Here is a 23,249-nt window from a genome sequence, read left to right on the forward strand (position 1 = left end):
TCGCAGCACTGTACGGCCGGATCGTCGGTGTCCGTGCGGGTCACGGGGCCCCGGGCCAGACCGATCCTGGTCTCGCGTCGCAACAGCCGCACCGTGGTCTCGTCCAAGGCGCTGAAGGAGCGGTCCGGCTCGTCCTCCTCCACGGTCGGCTCGACGGCATCGAGCAGTTCGAACCCCTCCGGGAGGCCCGCGGCCGAATCGGCGGCGCCATCCGTGGCAGGTCCGGACGGGGGCCGGGGAATCGAGGTGTCCGTCATACGACGCTCCTTGTTCGGTGTTCCTGCGTCGGGGACCGCCAGTCCCCGACGAGACAGAAGGCGGCCCACTGGTCGAGCCGCGAACCGCCCGGCCGCTCACGCGCAGCCAGCATCGCAGTGCGCAGCGCGCCGGCCGGCGGTTCGCCGGCCAGGGTCAGATCGTGGAAGTCCGCCATGAGCGCGGCCGTCGAGCGGTCCGGCACCCGCCACAGGCTCATCACCAGGGAGCGGACCCCGGCGAAGAGCAGCGACCGGCTCAGGCCCAGCGCCTCGTCCGTGCGGCCGACGTCGCCGAGCCCCGTCTCGCACGCGGACAGCACCGCGAGGCGCACCCCGTGCCAGTCCTGCCGCAGGATGTCCCGGCCGGTCAGCAGGCCGTCGGAGAGCACCAGGCCGGACCCGAGCGGATCGTCGGAGCGGAACGAGGCATGGCAGGCGGCGTGCAGCACCTCTGCCCCTGCCATGGAAGCGAGCACCTGCTCCCGGGTGGCGTCCGCGCCCAGCAGCGGAGCGACGCCGAGCCGTCCCGCGAGCAGCCGTGCCTCGTCCCGTGCGTGCGGAAGGTCGTCGCCGGGGTCGCCGACGACCACTGCGCCGTGCCCGGCCGGCCTCGCACGGCCGTCCAGTGTGCGCAGCAGCGAGACGCTGGGCAGATATGCGACGGCGTTGCGCTCCAGGAGGAGCGGACCGCCGTCCGGCGACAAGGCGTGGAACGGCACATGGTGCAGGGCGCCTGTCGGGCAGATCAACGCGGTGTCACCGGCCCCGAGGCGGTCGGCCAGGGGGGCCACAAGCGGGGCGAGCACCTGCTGGAACAGGTCCGGCAGATCCTCGGCCATCTCCCGTACCTGCCCCGCGCCGCCCAGGTTGTCGGCGACGAACCTCAGCATCCGGTCACCGTCCGCGTCGACAGGTGTCACCGCGGTCCCGGTACGCGGGTCGAGGGTGAACAGGACGAGTCGCCCGTCGTCGAGCCGCCCGTACGAGGCGACCACGACCTGCTCCCCGTGCAGCCGCTCCAGCGCCGCGTCCGCCGCGATGGTCGTCCCGGAACGGATGTCGGCGTAGTCGCGGCCCGCCGGCTGCCCGGCGATCTCGGACCACAGCCGCGTCAATTCCTCCCGTACGGTGTGCATCCGCGCCCAGTCGATGCGCGACGCCTGCTCAAGCTCGGTACGCTCGCGCAACAACGAGGCCTCTCTGGCCAGGAGTTCGGGCGGGACGCCGTCCGGCGGCCGCAGCGCTGCCGTGCTCAGTGAGTCCAGGAGTGTGCGCGAGCGCAGCCGCTCGGTCACCGCGAACGCGGCCCGTCCGTCACCCCCGTCGAGCCGGTACCGGACGAGCAGCTCGTAGACCTCGGCGCGCTCGTCCTGCAGGCGCCGGCGCAGCTCGGGGTCCGGCTGCGCGGCGCGGACCAGGTCGGCGATCTCGACGCCGAGTTCGAGGACGTCGGTCGCGGTCCCGGCCTCGTCCGCCGCCCAGGCGGCGCGGGCCATCGGTACGACGGCCTGCCAGGCCCGCGCCGCGTTCTCGATCCGCACCGGCTCGCCCTCGCCGTGCCGCGAGCGCCATACGAGCGGGTCGTCGCCGGGCTCCGAACCTGGCACACCGGACAGCTGGAGCACCCTCTCGTACGCCACCAGCGGATCGCCGAGGGCGGGGCGCCCGGCGAGGCACTGGGCGGTGAGCATCCAGTCCTCGGCGAGGCGGTCCGCGTTGCCGGAGTTGTGGTTCCGGGCCCGGGCCAGGTGCCGCAGCGCGGTGCGGTGCAGGCCGAGGGAGGCCAGGGCCCGCGCCCTGGTGTGGTGCACCAGGGCGAGCGCGTGCTCCACCGGAGTCCAGCCCGCCTCCCGTACGGCAAGCGGCAGTGCGTCGTCCAGATACGAGAAGCACGGTGCGGCCCCGTCGTCGGGCAGCACGATCAGCGCGGCGGCACAGAGCTGGGCGATGCGCATGTGGTCGGAGGTGGGGGCGCCGGCCCTGCGGGCCTCGGCCAGGTCGTCGTAGTGCCGGGCGGTCTCCGGATCCCCTGCGCTCTCCGCCGTGGCGGCGAGCTGCCGGTACAGGGCCTCCCGCGGGTCGTGGTCCACGCGGCCGCCGCCCAGCTTTCCGGTCAGCGGCCGGCCGGTCCGCTCCCGCTCCTCGCGGTCCGCCTCCAGCCATTCCTCGGCCTCACGCAGAACGGCGAGCGCCTCGGTGTAGTCACCGAGGTCGGACAGGAGCGAGGCCACGGTGCCGAGCGCGTCCGACAGGAGCAGGGCCCGGCCGGCGAAGTGGGAGGAGCCGTGGGGCAGCCACTGCCACGGCAGGCCCCGCACGATCTGCACCTGCCGGCGGGCCATCAGCAGCGCCCGGCCGGTGTCGCCCGCCTTCGCGTTCCATTGCCAGGACAGGGCGGACAGGGTGCTGAGCGCGAGGGCGAGCCGCTCCGGGATCCAGCGCGCCTGCCAGGCGGCCATGGCCTCGTCGTCGCTCAACGCGTCGAGAAGTTCCGCGATGCTCGGCTCACGGGCGCGGAGTACCGATTCGAGATGGTGCGGCAGCCGGAACCGTATGCCCGCGGCCGAGAGCCGGGTGTGCTCGTCGTCCGGTGCTTCGGTGCCAACGGAAGCCGTGGCAGAGGCAGGGCGTTCCGGGGGAGGCAGTGCGGTGCGGTTCTTCGCGCCGGGACGGAGCCGTCGCAGGACGGCCCGCAGGGTGGAACGGGAGGTGGTGGTCGCGGTGCCGGGTGCGTCCGGCCGTGTCGTGTCACCCTCGTCGGTCCGGGCCTGTCCCTCGGAATTCAGCCTGTCGAGCGCCGAGCGTGCGCCACCGTAGTCGGCGTCAAGCTCCAGCGCCCGCTCGTAGCAGGCCCGGACCCGGTCGGTGGGCTCGGCGAGGTTGCGGAGCGTGTCGCCGAGGAAACGCCAGGCCATCGGGGTCTCGTCGGCCGCGACGGACTCCTCGAAGTAGGCGCGGGCCGCGGAGAACTCCTTGCGCAGGAAGTGCACGTCGCCCAGGCACAGCAGCGCGGCCGCGTGGTCGGGATCGAGCCGCAGCGCTTCGCGGTAGCACCCGGCCGCCTCGGTGAAGTCCTGCCGCTCGAAGTGCTGTTCGCCCTCACGGAAGAGGAGGTCGGCCTCGGATGGCGGCGCGTGCGGGCCGGGATCGGAGCGCAGGCCCAGCAGTTCGGCCACGCCTGCGGCACGCTCGGGCGCCTCCGCGAAGAGGCGGCGGAGCAGCTCGGGACCGTCGGGGCTGCCCGCGACCATCGCCGCCGTGACATGGTCCTGGAGCTGTCCGGGCGACAGGGCGGCCGCACGCTCGGGATCGACGCTCAGTGTGCCGTCCTCGAAGCGGGCCACGAGCGGCAGGGTGCCGGCGAACGCCGGTCGCCCCGCCGTGGGCATGACGGACGCGAGTCCGTCGTCACCGCGCAGCGCGGCCAGCACGCCGTTCCACCGCGCCGCCTCGGGCGAACCCGACTCGTGCAGCAGGATCGCCAGCAGCTCCACGACCCGCTCGTCGTCGGGGCCGACCGGGTCCGCGACGAACGGCCTGATCAGTCGGGCCCCGGCGGCCGCGTCCCCGGTCAGCCGCAGGGACCAGGCGAGCCGGTATGCGAGGTCCGGGTCGTCCGGCCGGCTCGCCTGCAGAGGCGTCAGCACCTCGACGACCGCGTTCGGCCTGCGCTCCCTCTCGTACAGCACCACCAGGAGATCCCGGAATCCGTCCGGGTGGAGGCCGTCGAAGGCCCGGTCGAGGCGCTCGGCCAGGGGCACCGCGGTGCCCGGCTCGTCCGCCGTGCCGAGCAGCCGGCCGGCGCATGCCCGCCACAACTCCACGCTCCCGGAAGGGTCGTGAGCCCCGAGCCAGGTTTCCACCACGGCTCCGGCGCCCTCCGGGTCCGCGGCGGCGAAGGCGTCGGCCGCCGTTTCGAGAGCGGACCACCGGACATCGAAGGCGTGCTGGACCGCGTCGACTGCGGTGTCGTAACCCGAGCCCCGCGCCGGGGCGAGAGCGCGCGCGGCCTCGGCGCGCGGGTCGGACCCCGCCTCGTCCTCCTGGCCCGAGCCCAGACGGCCGACGGCGCCGAGGAACGTGGCCGGGTCGGTGCCGTGCTGCTGTGGTCCGTGCGTCGCGTGGCCGAACTGCCGGACCGCCTCGTCGCGTTGCCACCCCAGGTCGGCCGCGGCGCCCCGCAGGACGTGCGCCTCCCGCCGCAGCGCGTCCTCCAGCCGGCCAACGGGTCCGTCCGTGAGGGCTGCGACCAGCGAGGCACAGTCCAGCACTTCGCCGAGCGCCCCGGCCGTCCCCGCGTCCTGCCATTCGGTGCCCGCGCCCGCCGCCACCAGGGCCAGATCGCCCAGCAGCCCGTCGAGGCCGTCGGGCGCGAGTCCGCCGAGCTCCCGCTGGATCTCCTTCGACGGCCGGTCCGCGAGCCGCAGGAGCCGCTCGCGCGCCGTGCCGCTCCCGTCCGACGCGGGCGCGGGGAACGTCCTCGCGCGCGCCGCCGCCCACAGCCGCACCAGTGCCCAACCGAACACACCGCACCCCCGAGTCCCGCCGGCCCGTCCGCCGCACCGGACGCACGGCAGGGCGTGCGTCGCTGGTGGGAAAAACGCTGCGGGAGCCACCGCGGTTCCGGCAGGCGTGCGAACCCGGGCGAACGGCCGAAAGACGCCCCCCGGAGCGGCCGGAGGACGGGTCCACCGCCGCCCGCGGAGTGACTGCGGCGTATCCGCCCGCGGGCCCGGGCGGGACTGCGCGGATACCGCCTCAGCCCCGGTACGTCTCCAGGAGCCGCAGCCAGATCTCGCTGATCGTCGGGTAGGCGGGGACCGCGTGCCAGAGCCGCTCGATCGGGACCTCCGCCACGACGGCGACCGTCGCGGAGTGCAGCAGTTCGCCGATGCCGGGGCCAACGAAGGTGACGCCGAGCACGATCTCCCGGTCGAGATCGACGATCATCCGGGCACGGCCCCGGTAGCCGTCCGCGTACAGACCGGAACCCGCCACCGCCGCGAGGTCGTGGTCGACGGCCCTGACCCGGTGGCCCGCCTGTTCGGCCTCCGCGAGGGTGAGGCCGACCGATGCGGCCTCCGGGTCGGTGAAGACGACCTGGGGAACGGCCGAGTGATCGGCGGTGGCCGCATGGGCGCCCCAGCGGTCCGTCTCCAGCAGCGGTACGCCCTGGGCCCGCGCGGCAATCGCCGCTCCGGCGATGCGTGCCTGGTACTTGCCCTGGTGGGTCAGGAGCGCCCGGTGGTTGACATCGCCGACCGCGTAGAGCCAGCCGGTGCCCTCGACCCGGCAGCTGTCGTCCACGGTCAGCCAGGACCCGGGCCTCAGGTGCACCGTCTCCAGCCCCAGGTCGTCGGTGCGCGGAGCGCGGCCGGTGGCGAAGAGGATCTCGTCGGCCTCGACGGTCTCGCCGTTGTCGAGCTCGACGGTGACCGGCCCGTCCGCGGCCGGGCGCCGTACGGAGGTGACCGATACGCCGGTACGGACATCGGCTCCGGCCTCGGTCAGCGCCTCGGCCACGAGCTCACCTGCGAACGGCTCCATCCGGGGCAGCAGCCCGTTGCCCCGGACCAGCACGGTGACCTCGGCGCCCAGGGCACCCCACACGGTGGCCATCTCCACGCCGACCACGCCCCCGCCGACGACGACGAGCCGCCCGGGCACCTCCTTGGCGCTCGTCGCCTCGCGGCTCGTCCAGGGCCGGACCTCCGCGATTCCCGGCAGATCGGGCACCACGGCCCGGCTTCCGGTGCAGACGGCGACGGCCTGCCGGGCGGTGAGCCGGCGCTCCGTGCCGTCCGCGGCCGTGACCGAGACGGCCTTCGTGCCCGTCAGCCGGCCGGTGCCCCGGTAGATGTCCGCGCCGATGCCCTCCAGCCAGGCCACCTGGCCGTCGTCCTTCCAGTGCGAGGCGTACGCGTCACGGTGGGCGAGGACGGCGGCGGTGTCCAGCGGCCCCTGCACGGACGCGCTGAGACCGGGGACCCGGCGGGCGTCGGCGCGGGCGACGACGGGGCGCAGCAGCGCCTTGCTCGGCATACAGGCCCAGTACGAACACTCACCGCCGATGAGCTCGGATTCCACGATCGCGGCGCTCAGCCCGGCGGCCCTGGCCCGGTCCGCCACGTTCTCACCCACCGGACCCGCACCGATGACCACGACGTCGTACTCGACAGGCTCCACAGCATGTGTCATGAGGACCATTTTGGTCATGGGTGTGCGCGACGGCCACATGGGCAGGCGGAATAGTGCAAGCACAGGCACCGTTGTCCGGGGACACGTCCGCACGGGCAGAGGAAGAGGTAGCAGAGCATGAGCACCGTAGAGCTCACCAAGGAAAACTTCGACCAGGTCGTCAGCGACAACGAGTTCGTCCTGATCGACTTCTGGGCTTCCTGGTGCGGCCCGTGTCGGCAGTTCGCCCCCGTCTACGACTCGGCGTCCGAGCGTCACGAGGATCTGATCTTCGCCAAGGTCGACACTGAGGCGCAGCAGGAGCTGGCCGCGGCCTTCGAGATCCGGTCGATCCCGACGCTCATGATCGTCCGGGACAACGTGGCGGTCTTCTCGCAGCCGGGTGCGCTGCCCGAGGCCGCGCTGGAGGACGTCATCGGTCAGGCCCGGAAGCTGGACATGGACGAGGTCCGCAAGTCCATCGAGGACCAGCAGAAGGAGCAGAAGTAGGCGCCTCGCGGGCGCGCGGGGAAGATGTCGGGGCGGGCCTCAGCCGTCCGTGCGCCGCTTCTCCGAGATCCGGACCGAGAGTCCGTAGTCGAGTTCCGAGCCGTCGACCAGGAGTGCCTCTACGGTGTGCGTCGCCGGGTCGATGTCCGCCACCATGCCGTCGCCGGCGTAGCGCGGGTAGCCGGACTCGCCTGTCGCGCCGGTCGCGTCCACGACCGCTGACCGGATGGTCGTCCGTGGGCCGGAGGTGCCGGAGTCGTCGGCGTCGGAGCCCTTGGTGTCGGTGAACTCGGGGACCAGCAGGATCTCGTAACTCTGCGGATGGCTCATGGTCATGACGCTAGGCAAGGGTGGTCCGCCGCGCACGTTGCCGCGCTGGCGGTCCGGCTCAGCTCGAATCCCGGTGGACGGCCCGGGCCCGCAGCAGGTCGTGCCGCTCAGGCTCCTTCGTGGGATACCGCACCAGGCGGTCCACGAGATCGGCGAGCGGCTGCACCGTGTCCAGTCCCAGCCGTACGGTGCTGAGCGTGGGCCGCAGCAGCCTCCCCAGCATCAGGTCGTCCGCGCCCATCACGGCGGTCTCGCCGGGCACCCCGATGCCCGCGTCCTGCAGTGCCCGCATCAGCAGCATCGCGTAGAGGTCGTCGTAGGCGAACACGGCGTCCAGGCCGAGTGTGCGCCAGCGGGCGGCGAGCGCGGCGGCCGATTCCTCGTCGTGGCGCAGCGGCAGCGGCTCGATCCGGGCCGTGCCGGCGGCGGCCCGGCGGGCACCGGTCAGCCGGGAGTCGGCGAACAGAGCCAGTCCGGGCTCCTCGGGCACGACCACACCGATCCGGCGCCGGCCGCGCTCCAGTAGATGCCGGACCGCGCAGTCGCCGACCCGGCGCTGGTCCATGATCAGAGCGTGGGCGCCCGCCACCGGCTGCGGTCCGAGCGTGATCACCGCCTTGGCGCCGGAGCGCCGGAGTACGGCTATGCCCTGCGGGGCGAGCGGCACGGAGCCGGGTGCGATGACGGCGACAGGGCGGAGTTCGGCCCAGGCGCGGGCCGCTTCGTCGGCGTCGAGGCCGAGGGAGCCGTACTGGACGACGGTGTAGTCGAGCCGGCGCAGTCCGGATTCGAGATCGTGCAGGAAGCGGTGGTGCAGGGGCCCGGACGGGAAGTTCCCGGTGGGCAGCAGCACCATGCGGGAGTGGCCGGCGCGCAGGCTCCGGGCGGCCGCGTGCGGGACATAGCCGAGTTCGGCGGCCGCCTCCCGCACCCGGCGGCGGGTCGGATCACTGATCCGTACGGCCGCGTTGTTGTTCAGTACGTACGACACGGTGGCCCGGGAGACGCCGGCGAGTCGCGCCACGTCGGCGCTGGTCGGGACGGGGCCTTCGGCGGGCGGTTCGGGTAACTGACTCATGGCGTCGGGCAGTCTTACAGACCCGTGCGGTACGGAAACGCTCCGGCCCCCGTAGCCGTTGTGCGTGACCGCGGCGTGGCCGGACCGCCGTACGCACCCTGGTGCGGCTGTGGACTGACCGGCCGCGACGGGCCGGCGTCGTCCGGACGGGTGACGGCTGGTCCTGGTGCCGTCGGCAGCCCGTTCCGTGGACCCGCTCCACGCGGGAGGCCGTGCAGGTCCTACGGTGTTGCGATGACCATCCAGCACCGCAGCGACATCAATGACGGCTCGACCGACTTCCCCGGGCGCACCGGGCCCGCCGCCACTTCCGAGGCCGACCCGCGTGACGTGGGCCCGGTCCGCGCCACGTACGCCCCCGACCGGGACGGTGACCCCGACCCCGGCGAAATCGTCTGGACCTGGGTGCCGTTCGAGGAGAACGACGGGCGCGGCAAGGACCGTCCGGTTCTCGTCGTGGCACGTGAGGTGGAAGGGACCCTGCTCGCCGTACAGCTCTCCAGCAAGCAGCACGACCGGGACCGCGAGTGGGTCGCGCTGGGCGCCGGGCCGTGGGACAGCTCCGGCCGCCCGTCCTGGGTCGACCTGGACCGGGTGCTGCGGGTGCACGAGGACGGGATGCGGCGTGAGGCGTGTGCGCTGGACCGGGACAGGTTCGACCTGGTCGCCGAGCGGCTGCGGGAGCTCTACGGCTGGAAGTAGGTGCCACCGCGGCCCGTCACCTCCCTGGGCGCCGGGTGCGGCCGTGCCGGGCCGCGGACCCGAACGGCCCAGGCCGGCCGCGCCGGATGACATCGAAGCCTATGGCTCAACATCAGGGTTACGGTTGGCCATCGGCTCGAAAAAGCGGTCGAAGGCTGTTCTGGTGGGCGAGGCACTGTCCCGGTCGAGAATGCCGAAGACGACCTGCTCGAAGTGACCCGCGAACCGGCCGCCGTCGGTGAGCAGGGCGTGGAACGCGCCCGCCACCTCGGCCGGATCGTTCCGGAACACACCGCACCCCCAGGCGCCCAGCACGAGTCTGCGGTAACCGCGCACCGCCGCGACCTCCAGCACCCTTTCGGCCCGCGAGGCGAGGGCCGCCGGGATGAGATGTGCCGTCTCGGGGACGGTGCGGCGGATCACCCCGGCGTTGGGCGCGGGCGAGGTGAGGAATCCCGCCGTGTACGGGGTGTCGAGCAGCCGGCCCCGGTCGTCGCGGAAGACCGGTACACCCGGTGAGTGAATGACCCGGTCCGTGTAGAAGGCGCTGCGTTCGGCGCGGTGGTGGGCGTAGTACTCGGGGGCCCTCCGAAGGGTGGCGTACAGCGCGGAGCCCCGGCACAGGGCCTCCTCCTGCGCCTGGGCCCCGTTGAGATATCCGCCGCCCGGGTTGCGCGCGGAGGCGTAGTTCAGGACGGCGATCCTGCCCGGCCGTTCGCCGGTCATCCGGGCAGCCGCCTGCAGACTGCTCTCGCCGGTGACCTCGAAGAGCGGTGTGCGGTCGTGGTCCAGCGCGGCGACCGGCACCGGCTCGGGGCCGTACAGCCTGGTGCCCGAGAGGGCTGCGGTCAGCGCCCGTTCGATGCTCACCTCCCGCCCCTGCGGCGTGCGGTAGAAGCCCGCTTCGACAATGCTCTCGGTCTCTCGCGCGATACCGCGCAGCCGGGCGCTCACCGGCCCTCCCCCTTAAGGTGCATACGGGGCATGATCGACGCCCCCGCGGTAGTGACGCAACCGAATTTCCGACCCACAGGGGCACTCTTGTGCGAACTCTCTGCAGGGGTTTGGGTAGGACGGACGCACCGGAAAAAGGAGGCCCGGCATGTCACCCGACACACCCGGCGGCCACGGTCCGCCCGGCTCGGTCCCGCCCCTCGGCGAGGGCACGGCGGAGGATTTACTGCGCGGTATCTGTTTCAAGACGGGACCGCCGCGCATCGTGGGGGTCGAGCTCGAATGGCTCCTGCACGACCGTGAACACCCCCGCGTTCCCGTCTCGCACCACCGTCTCGAAGCGGCCGCAGCAGCCGTCCGTGCGCTGCCGTTGAACGCCGCGGTCACCTTCGAACCCGGCGGTCAGCTGGAGCTCAGCTCGCGCCCCGCCGATTCCCTCATGGCGTGTGTCAACGACACCGCCACCGATCTCATCGCCGTACGTGCCGCGCTCGGCCGACTGGATCTCGTTCCGGTCGGACTCGGCGTCGATCCCTGGCACCCGCCGCGCAGGCTGCTGCGCGAGCCCCGCTACGACGCCATGGAGACCGCCCTCGACCGGTGGGGCGCGGCCGGCCGCGCCATGATGTGCACGACCGCGTCCGTCCAGGTCTGCCTGGACGCCGGGGAGGAGGAGCCCGGACCGCTCGGTTACGGACGGCGCTGGCAGCTGGCTCATCTGCTGGGTGCGGTGCTGGTGGCGGTGTTCGCCAACTCGCCGTTCCGGCTGGGCAGACCGACACCGTGGCAGTCGACGCGTCAGTCCCTGTGGGCCGACCTCGACCCGTTGCGCACCCTGGCCCCCGCCGGTCAGCTGCCGCCGCGCGACGCCTGGGCCTCGTACGTGCTGGACACGCCCGTCCTGTGCATCCGTGGCGAGGCGGGGCCCTGGGCCGTGCCCGAGGGGCTCAGCTTCCGCGACTGGATCCGCGGCGGGCTGCCCCGGCGCCCGGTACAGGCCGATCTCGACTACCACGTCACCACGCTCTTTCCGCCGGCCCGTCCGCGTGGACACCTGGAGCTGCGCATGATCGACGCGCAGCCCGGTGACGACGGGTGGCTCGTGCCGCTCGCGGTCACCACTGCCCTGTTCGACGACCCGGAGGCCGCCGAGACCGTGTACCGCACCGTCAAACCACTGGCCGAGACCGCGGGGCCGCTGTCCGCCCCGCGCAATCCGCTCTGGCTCGCTGCCGCCCGTGACGGGCTGGCCGACCCCGAGCTGCGGGTGGCTGCGGCCGCGTGCTTCGAGCTGGCCATGGAGGCGCTGCCCCGGATGGGCGCGACCCGGGCGGTGCAGGACACGGTGGCGGCCTTCCACGACCGCTATGTCGCGCGGGGCCGATGTCCCGCCGACGATCTGCGGGGGCTGCTCGCGCCCGACCGGGTGGACAGCCGGAACGACCTGAAGGGGACCCTCTCATGACCGACTCCCCCGCACCTTCGCCGGACGGCCGGGACGCCCGGACCGCCCAGGACACAGAGGTGCTCCGTGAGCGCGCGGTCGCGGCCCTGCTCACCGCGCGCGAGCGCACCACACTCCTCACCGACAGTGTGGACGACCGCGAACTGACCGCCCAGCACTCTCCGTTGATGTCGCCGCTGGTCTGGGACCTCGCGCACATCGGCAACCAGGAGGAGCTGTGGCTGCTGCGCGGTGTCGCCGGGCGCGAGGCGATGCGTCCGGACATCGACGGACTGTACGACGCCTTCGAGCACCCCCGGGCCACCCGGCCGTCCCTGCCGCTGCTGGCCCCCGCCGAGGCCCGGTCGTACGCGGCCGAGGTGCGCGGCCGGGCCCTGGACGTGCTCGGTTCGTCACCACTCGGCGGCCGTCCGCTGGTGCACTCCGCGTTCGCCTTCGGGATGATCGCACAGCATGAACAGCAGCACGACGAAACCATGCTGATCACTCATCAGCTGAGGTCGGGGCCGGCCGTGCTCAGCGCCCCGGAGCCGCCCCGGCCCACCGACGCGGCCGCACTCCCGTCCGAAGTGCTGGTGCCGGGCGGCCCGTTCACCATGGGCACCTCGACCGAACCATGGGCCCTCGACAACGAACGCCCCGCGCACCGGCGCGAGGTGCCCGGATTCCTCATCGACACCGCCCCGGTGACATGCGGCGCGTACCGGGCGTTCATCGAGGAAGGCGGCTACACCGAACAGCGCTGGTGGGCGCCCGAGGGCTGGGCGATGGTCCGGGAGCACGAGCTGACGGCACCACAGTTCTGGCACCGGGACGCCGGTCAGTGGCTGCGCCGCCGCTTCGGCGTGACCGAACCGGTACCGGCGGACGAGCCGGTGCTGCACGTCAGCTGGTACGAGGCGGACGCGTACGCCCGCTGGGCCGGGCGCAGGCTCCCCACCGAGGCCGAGTGGGAGAAGGCGGCCCGGCACGACCCCGGATCCGGACGCTCCCGGCGCTATCCGTGGGGCGACGAGGACCCGACGGCGGAACACGCCAACCTGGGCCAGCACCATCTGCGGCCCGCCCCCGCGGGGGCGTATGCCGCCGGGCGGTCGCCCTCCGGCGCGGGGCAGTTGATCGGCGATGTGTGGGAGTGGACGTCGAGCGACTTCCTGCCCTATCCGGGCTTCGCACCGTTTCCGTACCGCGAGTACTCGGAGGTGTTCTTCGGCCCCGGGCACAAGGTGCTGCGCGGCGGGTCGTTCGCGGTGGACGCGGTGGCCTGCCGGGGCACTTTCCGCAACTGGGACCTGCCGGTCCGGCGGCAGATCTTCTCCGGGTTCCGCACCGCGAGGGATGCCTGATGTGCCGTCATATCGCCTACCTCGGGCCGTCGGTGCCCCTGGGCGAGGTGCTGACCCGGCCCGCGCACTCCTTGGTGCGCCAGTCCTGGGAGCCGCGCCGGCAGCGGCACGGGACGGTCAACGCGGACGGCTTCGGCGTCGGCTGGTACGCGGACGGCGACCCGGTCCCCGGACGGTACCGGCGGCCGGGTCCCGTCTGGGGCGACGGGACCTTCGCCGATCTGGCCAGAGTGGTGCGCAGCCATGCCCTGCTCGCCGCGGTCCGGGACGCCACGGAGGCCGACCCGGACGGCGAGGCCGCGGCCGCGCCGTTCGCCGACGGCGGCCTGCTGTTCAGCCACAACGGCGCGGTGAAGGGCTGGCCCGGTTCACTGGCACCACTGGCGGCGACGCTCCCGGCGGCCGAACTGCTGAGGCTCACCGCACGCTGCGACTCGGCGCTGATCTGGGCCCTGGTGCGGCACCGGCTGGCGGCGGGCGACGCCCTCCCGCAGGCCGTCGCGGACACCGTGCTGGAGGTGGCCGAGGCGGCGCCCGCGTCCCGGCTCAACCTGCTGCTCACCGATGGCACCACCATCGTGGCGACGGCCTGGGGGGACACCCTGCATCACCTCTCCGAGCCCGGCCGGCGCACGGTCGTGGCCTCGGAGCCCTACGACGACGATCCGTGCTGGCGCGAGGTCCCCGACCGGACGCTGCTGACCGCGACCCGCGCCGATGTTCTGCTGACCCCGCTCAAGGAGCCCACCGAGTGAGTCCCTTTCTGCTGACCCGCACCCTGCCGGTGGACGCGACGGACGCGGCGCTGCGCGCCGACGTGCTGCACGGCCTGACCCGGCAGCCGAAGACGCTGCCGCCCAAGTGGTTCTACGACGCCCGCGGCAGTGAACTGTTCGAGGAGATCACCCGGCTGCCCGAGTACTACCCCACCCGTGCCGAGCGGGAGATCCTGATCGACCGGGCCGGTGCGATCGCCGCCGCGTCCGGCGCCCGCACCCTGGTCGAACTGGGCTCGGGATCCTCGGAGAAGACCCGGCATCTGCTGGACGCGCTGCCCCAGCTGCACACCTATGTGCCGGTCGACGTGAGCGAGAGCGCGCTGCGCGGGGCGGCCGAGGCGCTGCTGGAGGAGCGGCCCGGACTGTCGGTGCACGCGCTGATCGCCGACTTCACCGAGGCACTGGCGCTGCCCGCGACCCCGGGACCGCGGCTGGTCGCGTTCCTGGGCGGCACGATCGGCAATCTGCTGCCGCAGGAGCGGGCCTCGTTCCTGGCATCGGTACGGTCGCTGCTCTCCCCCGGTGACAGCCTGCTGCTCGGTACGGATCTCGTGAAGGACGAGGAGGTGCTGGTGGCGGCGTACGACGACGCGTCCGGGGTGACGGCGGCCTTCAACCGGAACGTGCTGTCGGTCGTCGACCGGGAGCTGGGAGCGGACTTCGATCCCGCCGACTTCGAGCACGTGGCCCGCTGGAATCCGGAGCAGGAGTGGATCGAGATGCGGCTGCGCGCGCGCCGGGCGCTCACCGTGAAGATCCCGGAACTGGATCTCGTGGTGCCGTTCGAGGCCGGTGAGGAGCTGCGGACCGAGGTGTCGGCGAAGTTCCGCAAGGACGGTGTCCGGGAGGAACTGGACCGCGCCGGGCTGCGGCTGACTCAGTGGTGGACCGATGCGGCGGGCAGGTTCGCGCTGTCGCTGTCCACGGCGGACTGAGCCAGCCCGGCCAGCGCACGGCGGCCGGGCGCACGGCCCGCCGGGATCGGCGACAGCACGCGGATCTCGGCGGTCAGCCCGGCCGCCGTCACCACCCGCCACAGCGAGGCGGCCAGCGGATCGTCGCCGACGAACGCGGCGGCGCCTGCCGGGACGGGGTGCTCCGGGGGTCCGCTCCGGTAGCGGATGCGCAGCGGCTGGACCGTGGCCCCGGCATCGATCGCGGCCTGGAACGCGGCGGGCCGGAACCGGCCCCCGGGCCCGCGGCCGCACCAGGTACTGCCCTCCGGGAAGACCACGACCCGGGCACCGTCCCGGAGCTGTGAAGCGACGGCCCGCACGGTGCCGGGCAGCGCACGCAGCCGCTCGCGCTCGACGAACAGGGTGCCGCCGAGCGCCGCCAGCGGGCCGAGCAGCGGCCAGTGCCGGATATCGCTCTTGGCCAGCATCCGGCCGGGACACACGGCCGCGACCAGCGGAATGTCCAGCCAGGAGACATGGTTCGCGACGACGAGCACACCCGGCCCCGTGCCCCGCGGGCCACCTGCACCGTCCCATACGTCCCTGCGACCGCCCCGCACGGCCGAGGGGCCGGTGACCCGCACGCGTACCCCGAATGCCCGAACCACCGCGTACGCCCAGCTGCTGATCACCCGCTCCCGCCGGCCCCGGCCGAGCAGCGGCAGCGCCAGCGGGGCGCACAGCACCCCCGCGAGGGTCAGCGTGCATCCGGCCAACAGCAGGGCGGCGGCCGGAAGCGGGTGCCGGGCCCGGCCGGCGTGTCCGGCGCAGCCGGGCGGGGTGCACGGGGAAACGGGCAGCCAGTGGCTCACTGCTGCGGGGCGAGCGAGAGGAAGTGACGCAGGTAGCGCGGGTCGGTGCCGCGCAGCGACAGCAGGACGTACAGATCGGCGACGTTGAATTCGGGGTCGTGGGCGGGCGCTCCGCAGACCCGGGCGCCGAGCCGCAGATAGCCCCGGAGCAGCGGCGGGAGCTCTCGTAGGCCACCGGGGCCGCCCGGGAGTGCGGCCGGGGCCTGCCAGAGGCGGTGCGGGGTGACCCAGTAGTCCTCGGGCGCCAGGTGCTTGTTCCGTACGGTCTCCCAGGCCCGGGCCGCCGCCGCGCCACCGTCGGAGAGGGGTATGGAGCAGCAGCCGGCCAGCCAGTTGTGTCCGGTGCGTTCCATATAGCGGGCCAGCCCGGCCCAGATCAGGGCGATGACGGCGCCGTCGCGGTGGGCGGGGTGGACGCACGAGCGGCCGACCTCGACCAGGTCGTCGCGGATCGGGGCGAGCCGGGCAACATCGAACTCGCCCTCGGCATAGAGGCGTCCGGCGATCCGGGCGCGTTCGGGCGGCAGCAGCCGGTAGGTGGCGACGATGTCGCCCGTGGCCGCCTCGCGGACCAGGAGGTGGTCGCAGTACGCATCGAACGCGTCACTGTCCAGGCCCGGTTCGGGGCCCTCGATCCGGGCGCCGAACTCGGCGGCGAAGACTTGGTGGCGCAGGCGCTGGGCCGCGCGCACCTCCGCCTGGTCCACGGCGAGGGAGACCCGGTAGCGCGGCGGGGCGGTGGGCCGGGTCTGCTGCGGCTCCGCAGCGGTCGGAGCGGTCGGGACGGTGGGGGCGGGGGTGGGCAGCGCAGGCATGACGGGCTCCGGGGACGGGTCGGCAAGGGCGGCTGCCGGACCGCCGCAGGTGTGCGGGGCCCGGCTCCTTACTTCTTCCGTGACCGGCTGGATTCGACGTGACCGCCATGGAGAGCCGGGATGTGCGACGGCTGAATCCCGCGGTGCGCGGCGGCCGACCGCCGGTTCAGCTGCCCGCGAGTGCCGCTGTGATCTTCTCCGATGCGGTCTTCGCCTCCTTCGCCGGGTCACCGCCCTGCAGGACCGCGGTCATGTACGGCTTGATCGGGTTGTCGGCCTCCACCGCCGCCCACTGCGACGAGTTGGGGGTGGCATGGCCCCGGGCGGCGCCCTCGGCCATCGCCGACGTGCTCTCCTCACCCTCGATGACATGGGCGAGCGTGGTCTTGTTGGGCACGTAGCTCATGGTCTTGGCCAGCTCCTCCTGCCACTTCGCACCCGCCAGTTCCTTGACCACGTCGATGCCCGCGCTCCGTCGGCTCGCCTTCTCCGGAACGATCAGATCGGATCCGCCGGTGAACACGGCACCGGGCTTCTCCGCCGTCTTGCCCGGGATCGGGAAGTAGCCCAGCTTCCCCTTGAGTTCGGGGTTCGCCTTCTCGATCAGTGTCGCGGTACTGGGGGTCGAAATGATCTGCCCGACGTTCCCCTTGGCGAACACATCGCTCTGCGGGGGCTTTTCCTCGTCCGCGTCCTTGGGCCCGTCGCCCAGGGCCTGGAGCTCCTCGTAGAACTCCATGCCCTTGAGGGCGGCGGGAGTATTGAGGGCGCCCTGCCAGTCGCCGCCCTTCGCGGTCGCCAGCTCGCCGCCCTCGTCCCAGATGAACCCGGCGAGCACGTACCAGTTCTGCCCCGGCAGATACATGCCCTGGCTGCCGCCGCTGTTCAGCTTCTCGCTGTCCGCGATCCACTGGGCGCGCGTCTTCGGAGGGGACTTGATGCCCGCCTGCTCGAAGAGGTCCTTGTTGTAGATCACCACACGGTTGGCCGCGTACCAGGGGATTCCGTACTGGACACCGCCGATGCTGCCCGGCTCGGCGAGACCGGGCAGCCAGTCCTCGCTGCCGAGGTCGCGCATGGACTCCAGGGTGAGATCGCGCAGTCCGCCGCTCTGCGCGTACTGGGCGACCTGGGTGTTCCCGACCTCGATCACATCCGGGGTGTCGTTGCCGTGGAGGGCGTCGATGACCTTCGGTCCGATGCCGCTCCAGCTCTGGATCCTGAACTCCAGTTCGATCGAGGAGTGCGCCTCTTCGTACGACTTCTTGAAGCGGTCCAGGAAGTCGGCGGTGACGCTGTCCTTCATCAGCCAGATCGTGACCTTATCGCCACCCGAGCCACCCGAACCGGGAATCACCCCGCACCCACCCAGTGCGGCAACGGATATCAGGGCTACAGCTCCGACGAGCATGCGGTTCTTCACGGGGTCACACCTTCTGCGAAACGGCAGGACAAGATCAGGACCCGGTGTGGGGGACTGCGGGCTGCGCTCGCACGGGCGTGGCTGGATTTTGGTATGGACCAATGCTCTGGTCAAGACGCCTTCCGGACAGGCGGCCACGTCGCGAACTCTCGCGAACCTCGCCAAGGTGGGGCACCTTGGTAGAGGCGAGAGGAGACATACCATGTCGAATCACACGTATCGCGTCACGGAGATCGTAGGAACCTCCCATGAGGGCATCGATGCGGCCATCCGCAACGGGGTCGCGAAGGCTTCGGAAACGTTGCACAATCTCGACTGGTTCGAGATCAGCGAGGTGCGGGGCCAGATCAAGGATGGCCAGATCGAGCACTATCAGGTAGGCCTGAAAGTGGGCTTCCGGCTCGACGAAAAGGGCTGATGGATCCGGTCGGTCCCGGTCCCGGTCGCCGGTCAGCCGCGTGTCAGGTGCGTCCCTGACGCTCCTGCGCGTCCTTCACGGCGGGCGACACCTGGGCCCATCGGGCACGCACCACGGTGAATCCGGCCAGCTCGGCCGCGTCGCAGACCAGTTCGTCGTCGTCGACCAGCATGCGCACCTCACGCTCCTGGCCCAGCCGTTTCAGGATCTCCAGCTTGGTCCGACGGGCGGGCCGACGGTCGTCGTTCCGGCGCATCCGCAGGCTGCCCTCGGGCAGACCGTGCCGGGCCAGCCAGGCGAGGGTGTCCTTGCGGCAGCGCTCCGGCCGGCCGGTGAGATAGGTGACCTCGCACTCCTCGGCGCTGCTGCGCGCCAGGCGTACGCCCTCGGTCAGCGGCGGGTCGTCCACGGCGGCGGAGAAGAACCCGGCCCAGTCGCGCCGCGGTCCCTCCAGGAAGCGCTGGCGGTGGGCGGTGTCCGCGAGTGTGCCGTCCAGATCGAATACGGCCAGCGGCCGGGCGTCGTCTCTCATGCCCCCAGCAAACCAAGGCGGCGCGGACGTCGGCGACCCGGCATGGCGTCAGGCGTTGCGCCCCTCGTCCGCGCGGCGGTGCCGTGACCCACCGGCGCCCCGGCCTGTCCGACGGGTCAGGGCCGGACAGACCCTAGAATCGGACCGTTTGTCCCGGCCGGCCCACTCCGAACCGTATGGAGCCCCTCCCCCATGTCCACCCCCCACGACCCGTACGTCAGGGTCCGCGGTGCCCGCGAGAACAATCTCCGGAACGTCCGGGTCGACATCCCGCGCGACACCCTGACCGTCTTCACGGGCGTCTCCGGCTCCGGAAAGTCCTCGCTGGCCTTCGGGACGATCTACGCGGAGGCCCAGCGCCGCTACTTCGAGTCCGTCGCGCCGTACGCCCGGCGGCTGATCCACCAGGTCGGCGCACCCGCGGTGGGTGAGATCACCGGGCTGCCGCCGGCCGTCTCGCTGGAGCAGCGCCGATCGGCGCCGGGCGCCAGGTCCTCCGTCGGTACGGTCACCACGCTGTCCAACTCGCTGCGGATGCTGTTCTCCCGGGCCGGGACGTATCCGGGGGGCGCCGAGCGACTGGACTCCGACTCCTTCTCGCCGAACACCGCCGTGGGGGCCTGCCCGCGGTGTCACGGTCTCGGGCGGGTCCACCGCACCACCGAGGAGCTGCTGGTCCCTGATCCGTCGCTGTCGATCAGGGAGGGCGCCATCGCCGCCTGGCCGGGGGCGTGGCAGGGCAAGAACCTGCGCGACGTGCTGGACGCCCTCGGCCACGACGTCGACCGGCCGTGGCGCGATCTCGACCCGGCGGACCGGGAGTGGATCCTGTTCACCGATGAGCAGCCGGTGGTGACCGTCCATCCGGTGCGCGACGCGGGCCGGATCCAACGGCCCTACCAGGGCACATACATGAGTGCCCGTCACTATGTGATGCACACCTTCGCCGATACGAAGAGCCGGGCCCTGCGGACGAAGGCCGAGCGCTTTCTGACCAGTGAGCCCTGTCCGGTCTGCGGCGGCAGCCGGCTCCGGCCGGAGGCCATGGCGGTCACCTTCGCCGGCCGGACGATCGCGGAGCTGGCGGGACTCCCGCTCACCGGGCTCGCCGAGGCACTGACGGCGGCCGGCGGGGGCGACACCGCCCGGGTGCTGACGACCGACCTGCTGGCCCGGATCGAAACGGTCACCGAACTGGGTCTCGGCTACCTCAGCCTGGACCGGACTGCTCCGACGCTCTCCTCGGGCGAGCTGCAACGACTGAGGCTGGCCACGCAGTTGCGGTCGGGTCTCTTCGGCGTCGTCTACGTCCTGGACGAGCCGTCCGCCGGTCTGCACCCGGCGGACACCGAGTCGCTACTCGCGGTGCTCGGCCGCCTGAAGGAGGCCGGGAACACGGTCTTCGTCGTGGAGCACCAGATGGACGTGGTGCGGCAGGCCGACTGGCTGGTCGATGTGGGACCGCTGGCCGGCGAGCACGGCGGGCGGGTTCTGCACAGCGGTCCGCCGGCCGGTCTCGCCGATGTCGAGGAGTCGGCGACACGCCGCTTCCTCTTCGACGACGCGCCCGCCCCGGCGCGCGAGGTGCGCGCACCGTCCGGATGGCTCCGGCTGCACGGCGTGGAGCGGCACAACGTGCACGGCATGGACGCCGCTTTCCCGCTCGGCGTGTTCACGGCCGTCACGGGGGTCTCGGGATCGGGCAAGTCCACGCTGGTGGGACAGGTGCTGGCGGACGTGCTGGCCGACCGCCGGACACCGGACGGCGCGGAGCAGCCGCCGGAGCGGTCCGTACCCGGGTGCGCGTCGGCCGAGGGGCTGGAGGCGGTGGACCGCCTGGTACAGGTCGACCAGAAGCCCATCGGCCGGACCCCCCGTTCCAACCTGGCCACGTACACCGGGCTCTTCGATGTCGTGCGCAAGCTGTTCGCCGGGACCGGTACGGCACGTGAACGCGGCTACCGGGCCGGGCGGTTCTCCTTCAACGTGACGGGCGGGCGGTGCGAGACGTGCCAGGGCGAGGGGTTCGTCTCCGTGGAGCTGCTGTTCCTGCCCAGCACGTACGCACCCTGCCCGGACTGCCACGGCGCGCGGTACAACCCGGAGACCCTCGAAGTCACCCTGCGCGGGCTGAACATCGCCCAGGTGCTCGATCTGACGGTGGAGTCGGCGGCCGGCTTCTTCGCCGGCACACCCGCCGCCGAACGCAGTCTGCGGACCCTGCTGGACGTGGGACTCGGCTATCTGCGCCTCGGGCAGCCCGCGACGGAGCTGTCCGGTGGCGAGGCGCAGCGGATCAAGCTGGCCGCGGAGCTCCAGCGGGCTCGACGGGGCCACACCCTCTACCTGCTCGACGAGCCGACGACGGGGCTGCACCCGGCCGATGTCGAGGTGCTGATGCGGCAGTTGCACGGGCTGGTCGACGCGGGCAGCACGGTGGTGGTCGTGGAGCACGACATGGCAGTGGTCGCGGGCGCCGACTGGGTGATCGACCTCGGGCCGGGCGGCGGGGACCGGGGCGGCCGGATCGTGGCGGCGGGGCCGCCCGTGGACGTGGCCCGCGCCGAGGGCAGCCGGACGGCTGGGTACCTCCGGGCCCCGCTCCACCTGGAGTGACCGTCCAGTCGTACCCAACTCCCCCCTTTTGTCCGATGTGTTGCCGGTTCGGGCCGGCGAAGGGAAATAAAACAGTAAAGAACGTTGACAGTTAGCTGGTCCAGACCAATCATGGGCATGCCTCGCGGCCTCTCCTTGCCGCGCGGCATGTGACCCCGGCCGGGATTCACAGGAACGGGCCGCGCCCTTCACCGGGCGCGGCAGAGCCGTGCGATCCGCCCGTTGTCTCACTCCGCTGGGAGCTGCCCCATGAGACGTCCAAGAACAGTCGGCGCCGTCCTGAGCGCGCTGGCCACGGCCGTCGCGTCCGCAGGTCTGGTCCTCGGATCAGGCGCCGGCGCACAGGCCGCCGCAACCGCCGCCACTCCCCTGCCCGCACATGTCTTCGCCCCGTACTTCGAGGCGTACAACGGAGACAGTCCGGCCGCCCTCTCGCAGGCGTCCGGTGCCAAGTACCTGACCATGGCCTTCATCCAGACCGAAGCCCGCGGTTCCTGCACCCCGTACTGGAACGGCGATTCGGGCACCCCCATCGCCCAGTCCGAGTTCGGCGCCGACTTCACGGCCATCCGGTCGCGCGGCGGCGATGTCATCCCGTCGTTCGGCGGGTACGCGGCCGACAACGGCGGCACCGAGATCGCCGACAGCTGCACGAGCGTCGACTCCATCGCCGCGGCGTACGAGAAGGTCATCACGACCTACGACGTGTCCCGCCTCGACATGGACATCGAGGACAACTCGCTGGAGAACAGCGCCGGAATCGACCGCCGCAACAAGGCGATCAAGGAGGTGCAGGACTGGGCCGCCGCCAACGGCCGCTCGGTGCAGATCTCCTACACCCTGCCCACCACCACGAGCGGCCTCGCCGAGAGCGGGCTCGCGGTGCTGGAGAACGCCGTGTCCAACGGCGCCCGAGTCGATGTCGTGAACCTCATGACGTTCGACTACTACGACGGCGCCTCGCACAACATGGCGCAGGACACCCAGACGTCGATCACGGGGCTCAAGGGCCAGTTGGCCGATCTGTACCCGTCGAAGACCGACGCGCAGCTGTGGGGCATGACGGGCATCATCGAGATGCCGGGCATCGACGACTACGGCCCGGCCGAGACGTTCACCACGGCCGACGCCACCGCGGTCTACGACTGGGCCGTCGCCAAGGGCGTGAGCACCCTGTCGTTCTGGGCGCTGCAGCGCGACAACGGCGGCTGCCCCGGCACCGGTGGCAGCGACACCTGCTCCGGGATCGCACAGGACACGTGGTACTTCAGCCACACGTTCGCGCCCTTCACCACCGGCGGCACGGACCCGGTGACGGACGACTACTCGGTGGCGGTCACGCCCGGTTCGGCGAAGGTGGCACCGGGCGAGTCGGCCACGGCGACCGTGAACACCGCGGTCACCTCCGGCAGTGCCAAGGCCGTCGCGCTCACGACGAGCGGAGCGCCGGCCGGTGTGTCGGCCGCGCTCAGCCCGGTCTCCGTCACGGCGGGCGGTTCGTCGAAGCTGACGGTCACCGTCTCGGCGTCGGCCGCGCCCGGTACGTACAAGATCGATGTGACCGGTGCCGCGGGCACGCTCAGCCACTCGGCGGCCTTCACGCTGACGGTCTCCGGTCCGGGAGGCGGCACGGGTTCGCTGGTGAACGGCGACTTCGAGACCGGTTCGCTCGGTCCGTGGAGCTGTGAGTCCGGGGGCGCGGTCGTCTCCACTCCGGTGCACGGCGGCTCCCACGCGCTCGCAGCGGCGGCCACCTCCTCGGGGACCGGTGAGTGCACGCAGACGCTCACCCTGAGCCCCAACACCGCTTACATGCTCAGTGGTTGGGTGCAGGGCAGCTACGGCTACCTCGGGGTCAAGGGCGGTGCAACGGCGAACACCTGGGGCTCGTCGAGCGGTTACACCAAGCAGTCGGTCTCCTTCACCACCGGGTCGAGCGGTGCGGTGACGGTCTATCTGCACGGCTGGTACGGCCAGGGCACGGTCTACGGCGACGACCTCTCCGTGACGTCCTGACCCACCGGGCCGGCTGAGCCCCGGTCCCGGCGGCGGGCGGCCTCCGGGACCGGGGACTGCTCC

At 72.4% G+C, this 23,249-nt stretch carries 19 protein-coding genes; 9 read left to right on the forward strand and 10 right to left on the reverse strand.

Annotated elements, in window-relative coordinates; genetic code table 11:
• The 3 genes from ACFVW8_RS25535 to ACFVW8_RS25545 all read right to left on the reverse strand — a co-directional run.
• On the reverse strand, positions 1-257 hold a 257-nt coding region (locus ACFVW8_RS25535; protein ID WP_389693819.1), incomplete at its 3' end, for a hypothetical protein.
• Positions 254-4,783: a CHAT domain-containing protein gene (locus ACFVW8_RS25540; RefSeq protein ID WP_389693821.1), complete on the reverse strand. Its 4,530-nt coding sequence runs from the start codon at positions 4,781-4,783 to the stop codon at positions 254-256. The genes ACFVW8_RS25535 and ACFVW8_RS25540, both read right to left, overlap by 4 nt.
• A 232-nt stretch (positions 4,784-5,015) precedes the next feature.
• The gene (locus tag ACFVW8_RS25545; RefSeq protein WP_389693823.1) at positions 5,016-6,455 is read right to left on the reverse strand and encodes a dihydrolipoyl dehydrogenase family protein; all 1,440 of its coding nucleotides are present in this window, start codon (positions 6,453-6,455) and stop codon (positions 5,016-5,018) included.
• A gap of 117 nt (positions 6,456-6,572) precedes the next feature.
• Between ACFVW8_RS25545 and trxA the strand changes: the two genes are divergently transcribed.
• Positions 6,573-6,944, forward strand: a complete 372-nt coding sequence (gene trxA / locus ACFVW8_RS25550; protein WP_389693825.1) for a thioredoxin — start codon at positions 6,573-6,575, stop codon at positions 6,942-6,944.
• Between the two features lie 39 nt (positions 6,945-6,983).
• Here trxA and ACFVW8_RS25555 read toward each other — a convergent pair whose 3' ends face one another.
• Together ACFVW8_RS25555 and ACFVW8_RS25560 are read right to left on the reverse strand one after the other, a co-directional pair.
• Complete coding sequence (locus tag ACFVW8_RS25555) at positions 6,984-7,274, reverse strand: hypothetical protein (RefSeq protein WP_389693827.1); 291 nt, start codon at positions 7,272-7,274, stop codon at positions 6,984-6,986.
• A 58-nt stretch (positions 7,275-7,332) separates the two neighbouring features.
• Positions 7,333-8,352 (reverse strand): LacI family DNA-binding transcriptional regulator, encoded by a 1,020-nt coding sequence (locus ACFVW8_RS25560; protein WP_389693829.1) that lies wholly within the window; start codon positions 8,350-8,352, stop codon positions 7,333-7,335.
• Positions 8,353-8,586: 234 nt separating this feature from the next.
• Here ACFVW8_RS25560 and ACFVW8_RS25565 point away from each other — a divergent pair, with 234 nt between their 5' ends.
• Positions 8,587-9,054 carry a type II toxin-antitoxin system PemK/MazF family toxin gene (locus ACFVW8_RS25565; RefSeq protein ID WP_389693831.1) on the forward strand — a complete coding sequence of 156 codons (468 nt, stop codon included), beginning with the start codon at positions 8,587-8,589 and terminating at the stop codon, positions 9,052-9,054.
• A gap of 99 nt (positions 9,055-9,153) precedes the next feature.
• Here ACFVW8_RS25565 and ACFVW8_RS25570 read toward each other — a convergent pair whose 3' ends face one another.
• Positions 9,154-10,008, reverse strand: a complete 855-nt coding sequence (locus ACFVW8_RS25570) for a TIGR02452 family protein (RefSeq protein WP_389693833.1) — start codon at positions 10,006-10,008, stop codon at positions 9,154-9,156.
• A 148-nt stretch (positions 10,009-10,156) separates the two neighbouring features.
• On the opposite strand from ACFVW8_RS25570, the gene egtA reads away from it, so the two are divergent.
• Genes egtA through egtD form a run of 4 tightly spaced genes read left to right on the forward strand, consistent with a single transcriptional unit; the run spans position 10,157 to position 14,533 of the window.
• Positions 10,157-11,473: an ergothioneine biosynthesis glutamate--cysteine ligase EgtA gene (gene egtA / locus ACFVW8_RS25575; RefSeq protein WP_389693835.1), complete on the forward strand. Its 1,317-nt coding sequence runs from the start codon at positions 10,157-10,159 to the stop codon at positions 11,471-11,473.
• Positions 11,470-12,819 carry an ergothioneine biosynthesis protein EgtB gene (egtB, locus tag ACFVW8_RS25580; protein WP_389693837.1) on the forward strand — a complete coding sequence of 450 codons (1,350 nt, stop codon included), beginning with the start codon at positions 11,470-11,472 and terminating at the stop codon, positions 12,817-12,819. Before egtA ends, egtB begins: the two co-directional genes overlap by 4 nt.
• Positions 12,819-13,574: an ergothioneine biosynthesis protein EgtC gene (gene egtC / locus ACFVW8_RS25585; protein ID WP_389693839.1), complete on the forward strand. Its 756-nt coding sequence runs from the start codon at positions 12,819-12,821 to the stop codon at positions 13,572-13,574. Before egtB ends, egtC begins: the two co-directional genes overlap by 1 nt.
• Positions 13,571-14,533 carry an L-histidine N(alpha)-methyltransferase gene (gene egtD, locus ACFVW8_RS25590; protein WP_389693841.1) on the forward strand — a complete coding sequence of 321 codons (963 nt, stop codon included), beginning with the start codon at positions 13,571-13,573 and terminating at the stop codon, positions 14,531-14,533. The genes egtC and egtD overlap by 4 nt, the downstream gene beginning before the upstream one ends.
• Here the strand turns inward: egtD and ACFVW8_RS25595 are convergent.
• The 3 genes from ACFVW8_RS25595 to ACFVW8_RS25605 all read right to left on the reverse strand — a co-directional run bounded on the left by ACFVW8_RS25595 (position 14,476) and on the right by ACFVW8_RS25605 (position 17,604).
• Positions 14,476-15,366: a lysophospholipid acyltransferase family protein gene (locus tag ACFVW8_RS25595; protein ID WP_389693843.1), complete on the reverse strand. Its 891-nt coding sequence runs from the start codon at positions 15,364-15,366 to the stop codon at positions 14,476-14,478. The two genes, egtD and ACFVW8_RS25595, sit on opposite strands and share 58 nt — an antisense overlap.
• Positions 15,363-16,181 (reverse strand): GNAT family N-acetyltransferase, encoded by an 819-nt coding sequence (locus ACFVW8_RS25600; protein ID WP_389693845.1) that lies wholly within the window; start codon positions 16,179-16,181, stop codon positions 15,363-15,365. Before ACFVW8_RS25600 ends, ACFVW8_RS25595 begins: the two co-directional genes overlap by 4 nt.
• A 166-nt stretch (positions 16,182-16,347) precedes the next feature.
• Positions 16,348-17,604 (reverse strand): extracellular solute-binding protein, encoded by a 1,257-nt coding sequence (locus tag ACFVW8_RS25605; RefSeq protein WP_389693847.1) that lies wholly within the window; start codon positions 17,602-17,604, stop codon positions 16,348-16,350.
• A 202-nt stretch (positions 17,605-17,806) separates the two neighbouring features.
• Here ACFVW8_RS25605 and ACFVW8_RS25610 point away from each other — a divergent pair, with 202 nt between their 5' ends.
• A complete protein-coding gene (locus ACFVW8_RS25610; RefSeq protein WP_389693849.1) occupies positions 17,807-18,022 on the forward strand; it encodes a dodecin in 216 nt (71 codons plus the stop codon).
• A gap of 43 nt (positions 18,023-18,065) precedes the next feature.
• Here the strand turns inward: ACFVW8_RS25610 and ACFVW8_RS25615 are convergent, their stop codons facing one another.
• Positions 18,066-18,554: a hypothetical protein gene (locus ACFVW8_RS25615; RefSeq protein ID WP_389693851.1), complete on the reverse strand. Its 489-nt coding sequence runs from the start codon at positions 18,552-18,554 to the stop codon at positions 18,066-18,068.
• A gap of 192 nt (positions 18,555-18,746) precedes the next feature.
• On the opposite strand from ACFVW8_RS25615, the gene ACFVW8_RS25620 reads away from it, so the two are divergent.
• A complete protein-coding gene (locus ACFVW8_RS25620) occupies positions 18,747-21,170 on the forward strand; it encodes an ABC transporter (protein ID WP_389693853.1) in 2,424 nt (807 codons plus the stop codon).
• A 249-nt stretch (positions 21,171-21,419) separates the two neighbouring features.
• On the forward strand, positions 21,420-23,186 hold the full coding sequence (locus ACFVW8_RS25625) for a glycosyl hydrolase family 18 protein (RefSeq protein WP_389693855.1): 1,767 nt from the start codon (positions 21,420-21,422) through the stop codon (positions 23,184-23,186).
• Positions 23,187-23,249: the final 63 nt, after the last annotated feature.

It is taken from the genome of Streptomyces sp. NPDC058221 (assembly GCF_042882365.1).
In the GTDB taxonomy this organism is placed as follows: Bacteria; Actinomycetota; Actinomycetes; order Streptomycetales; family Streptomycetaceae; genus Streptomyces.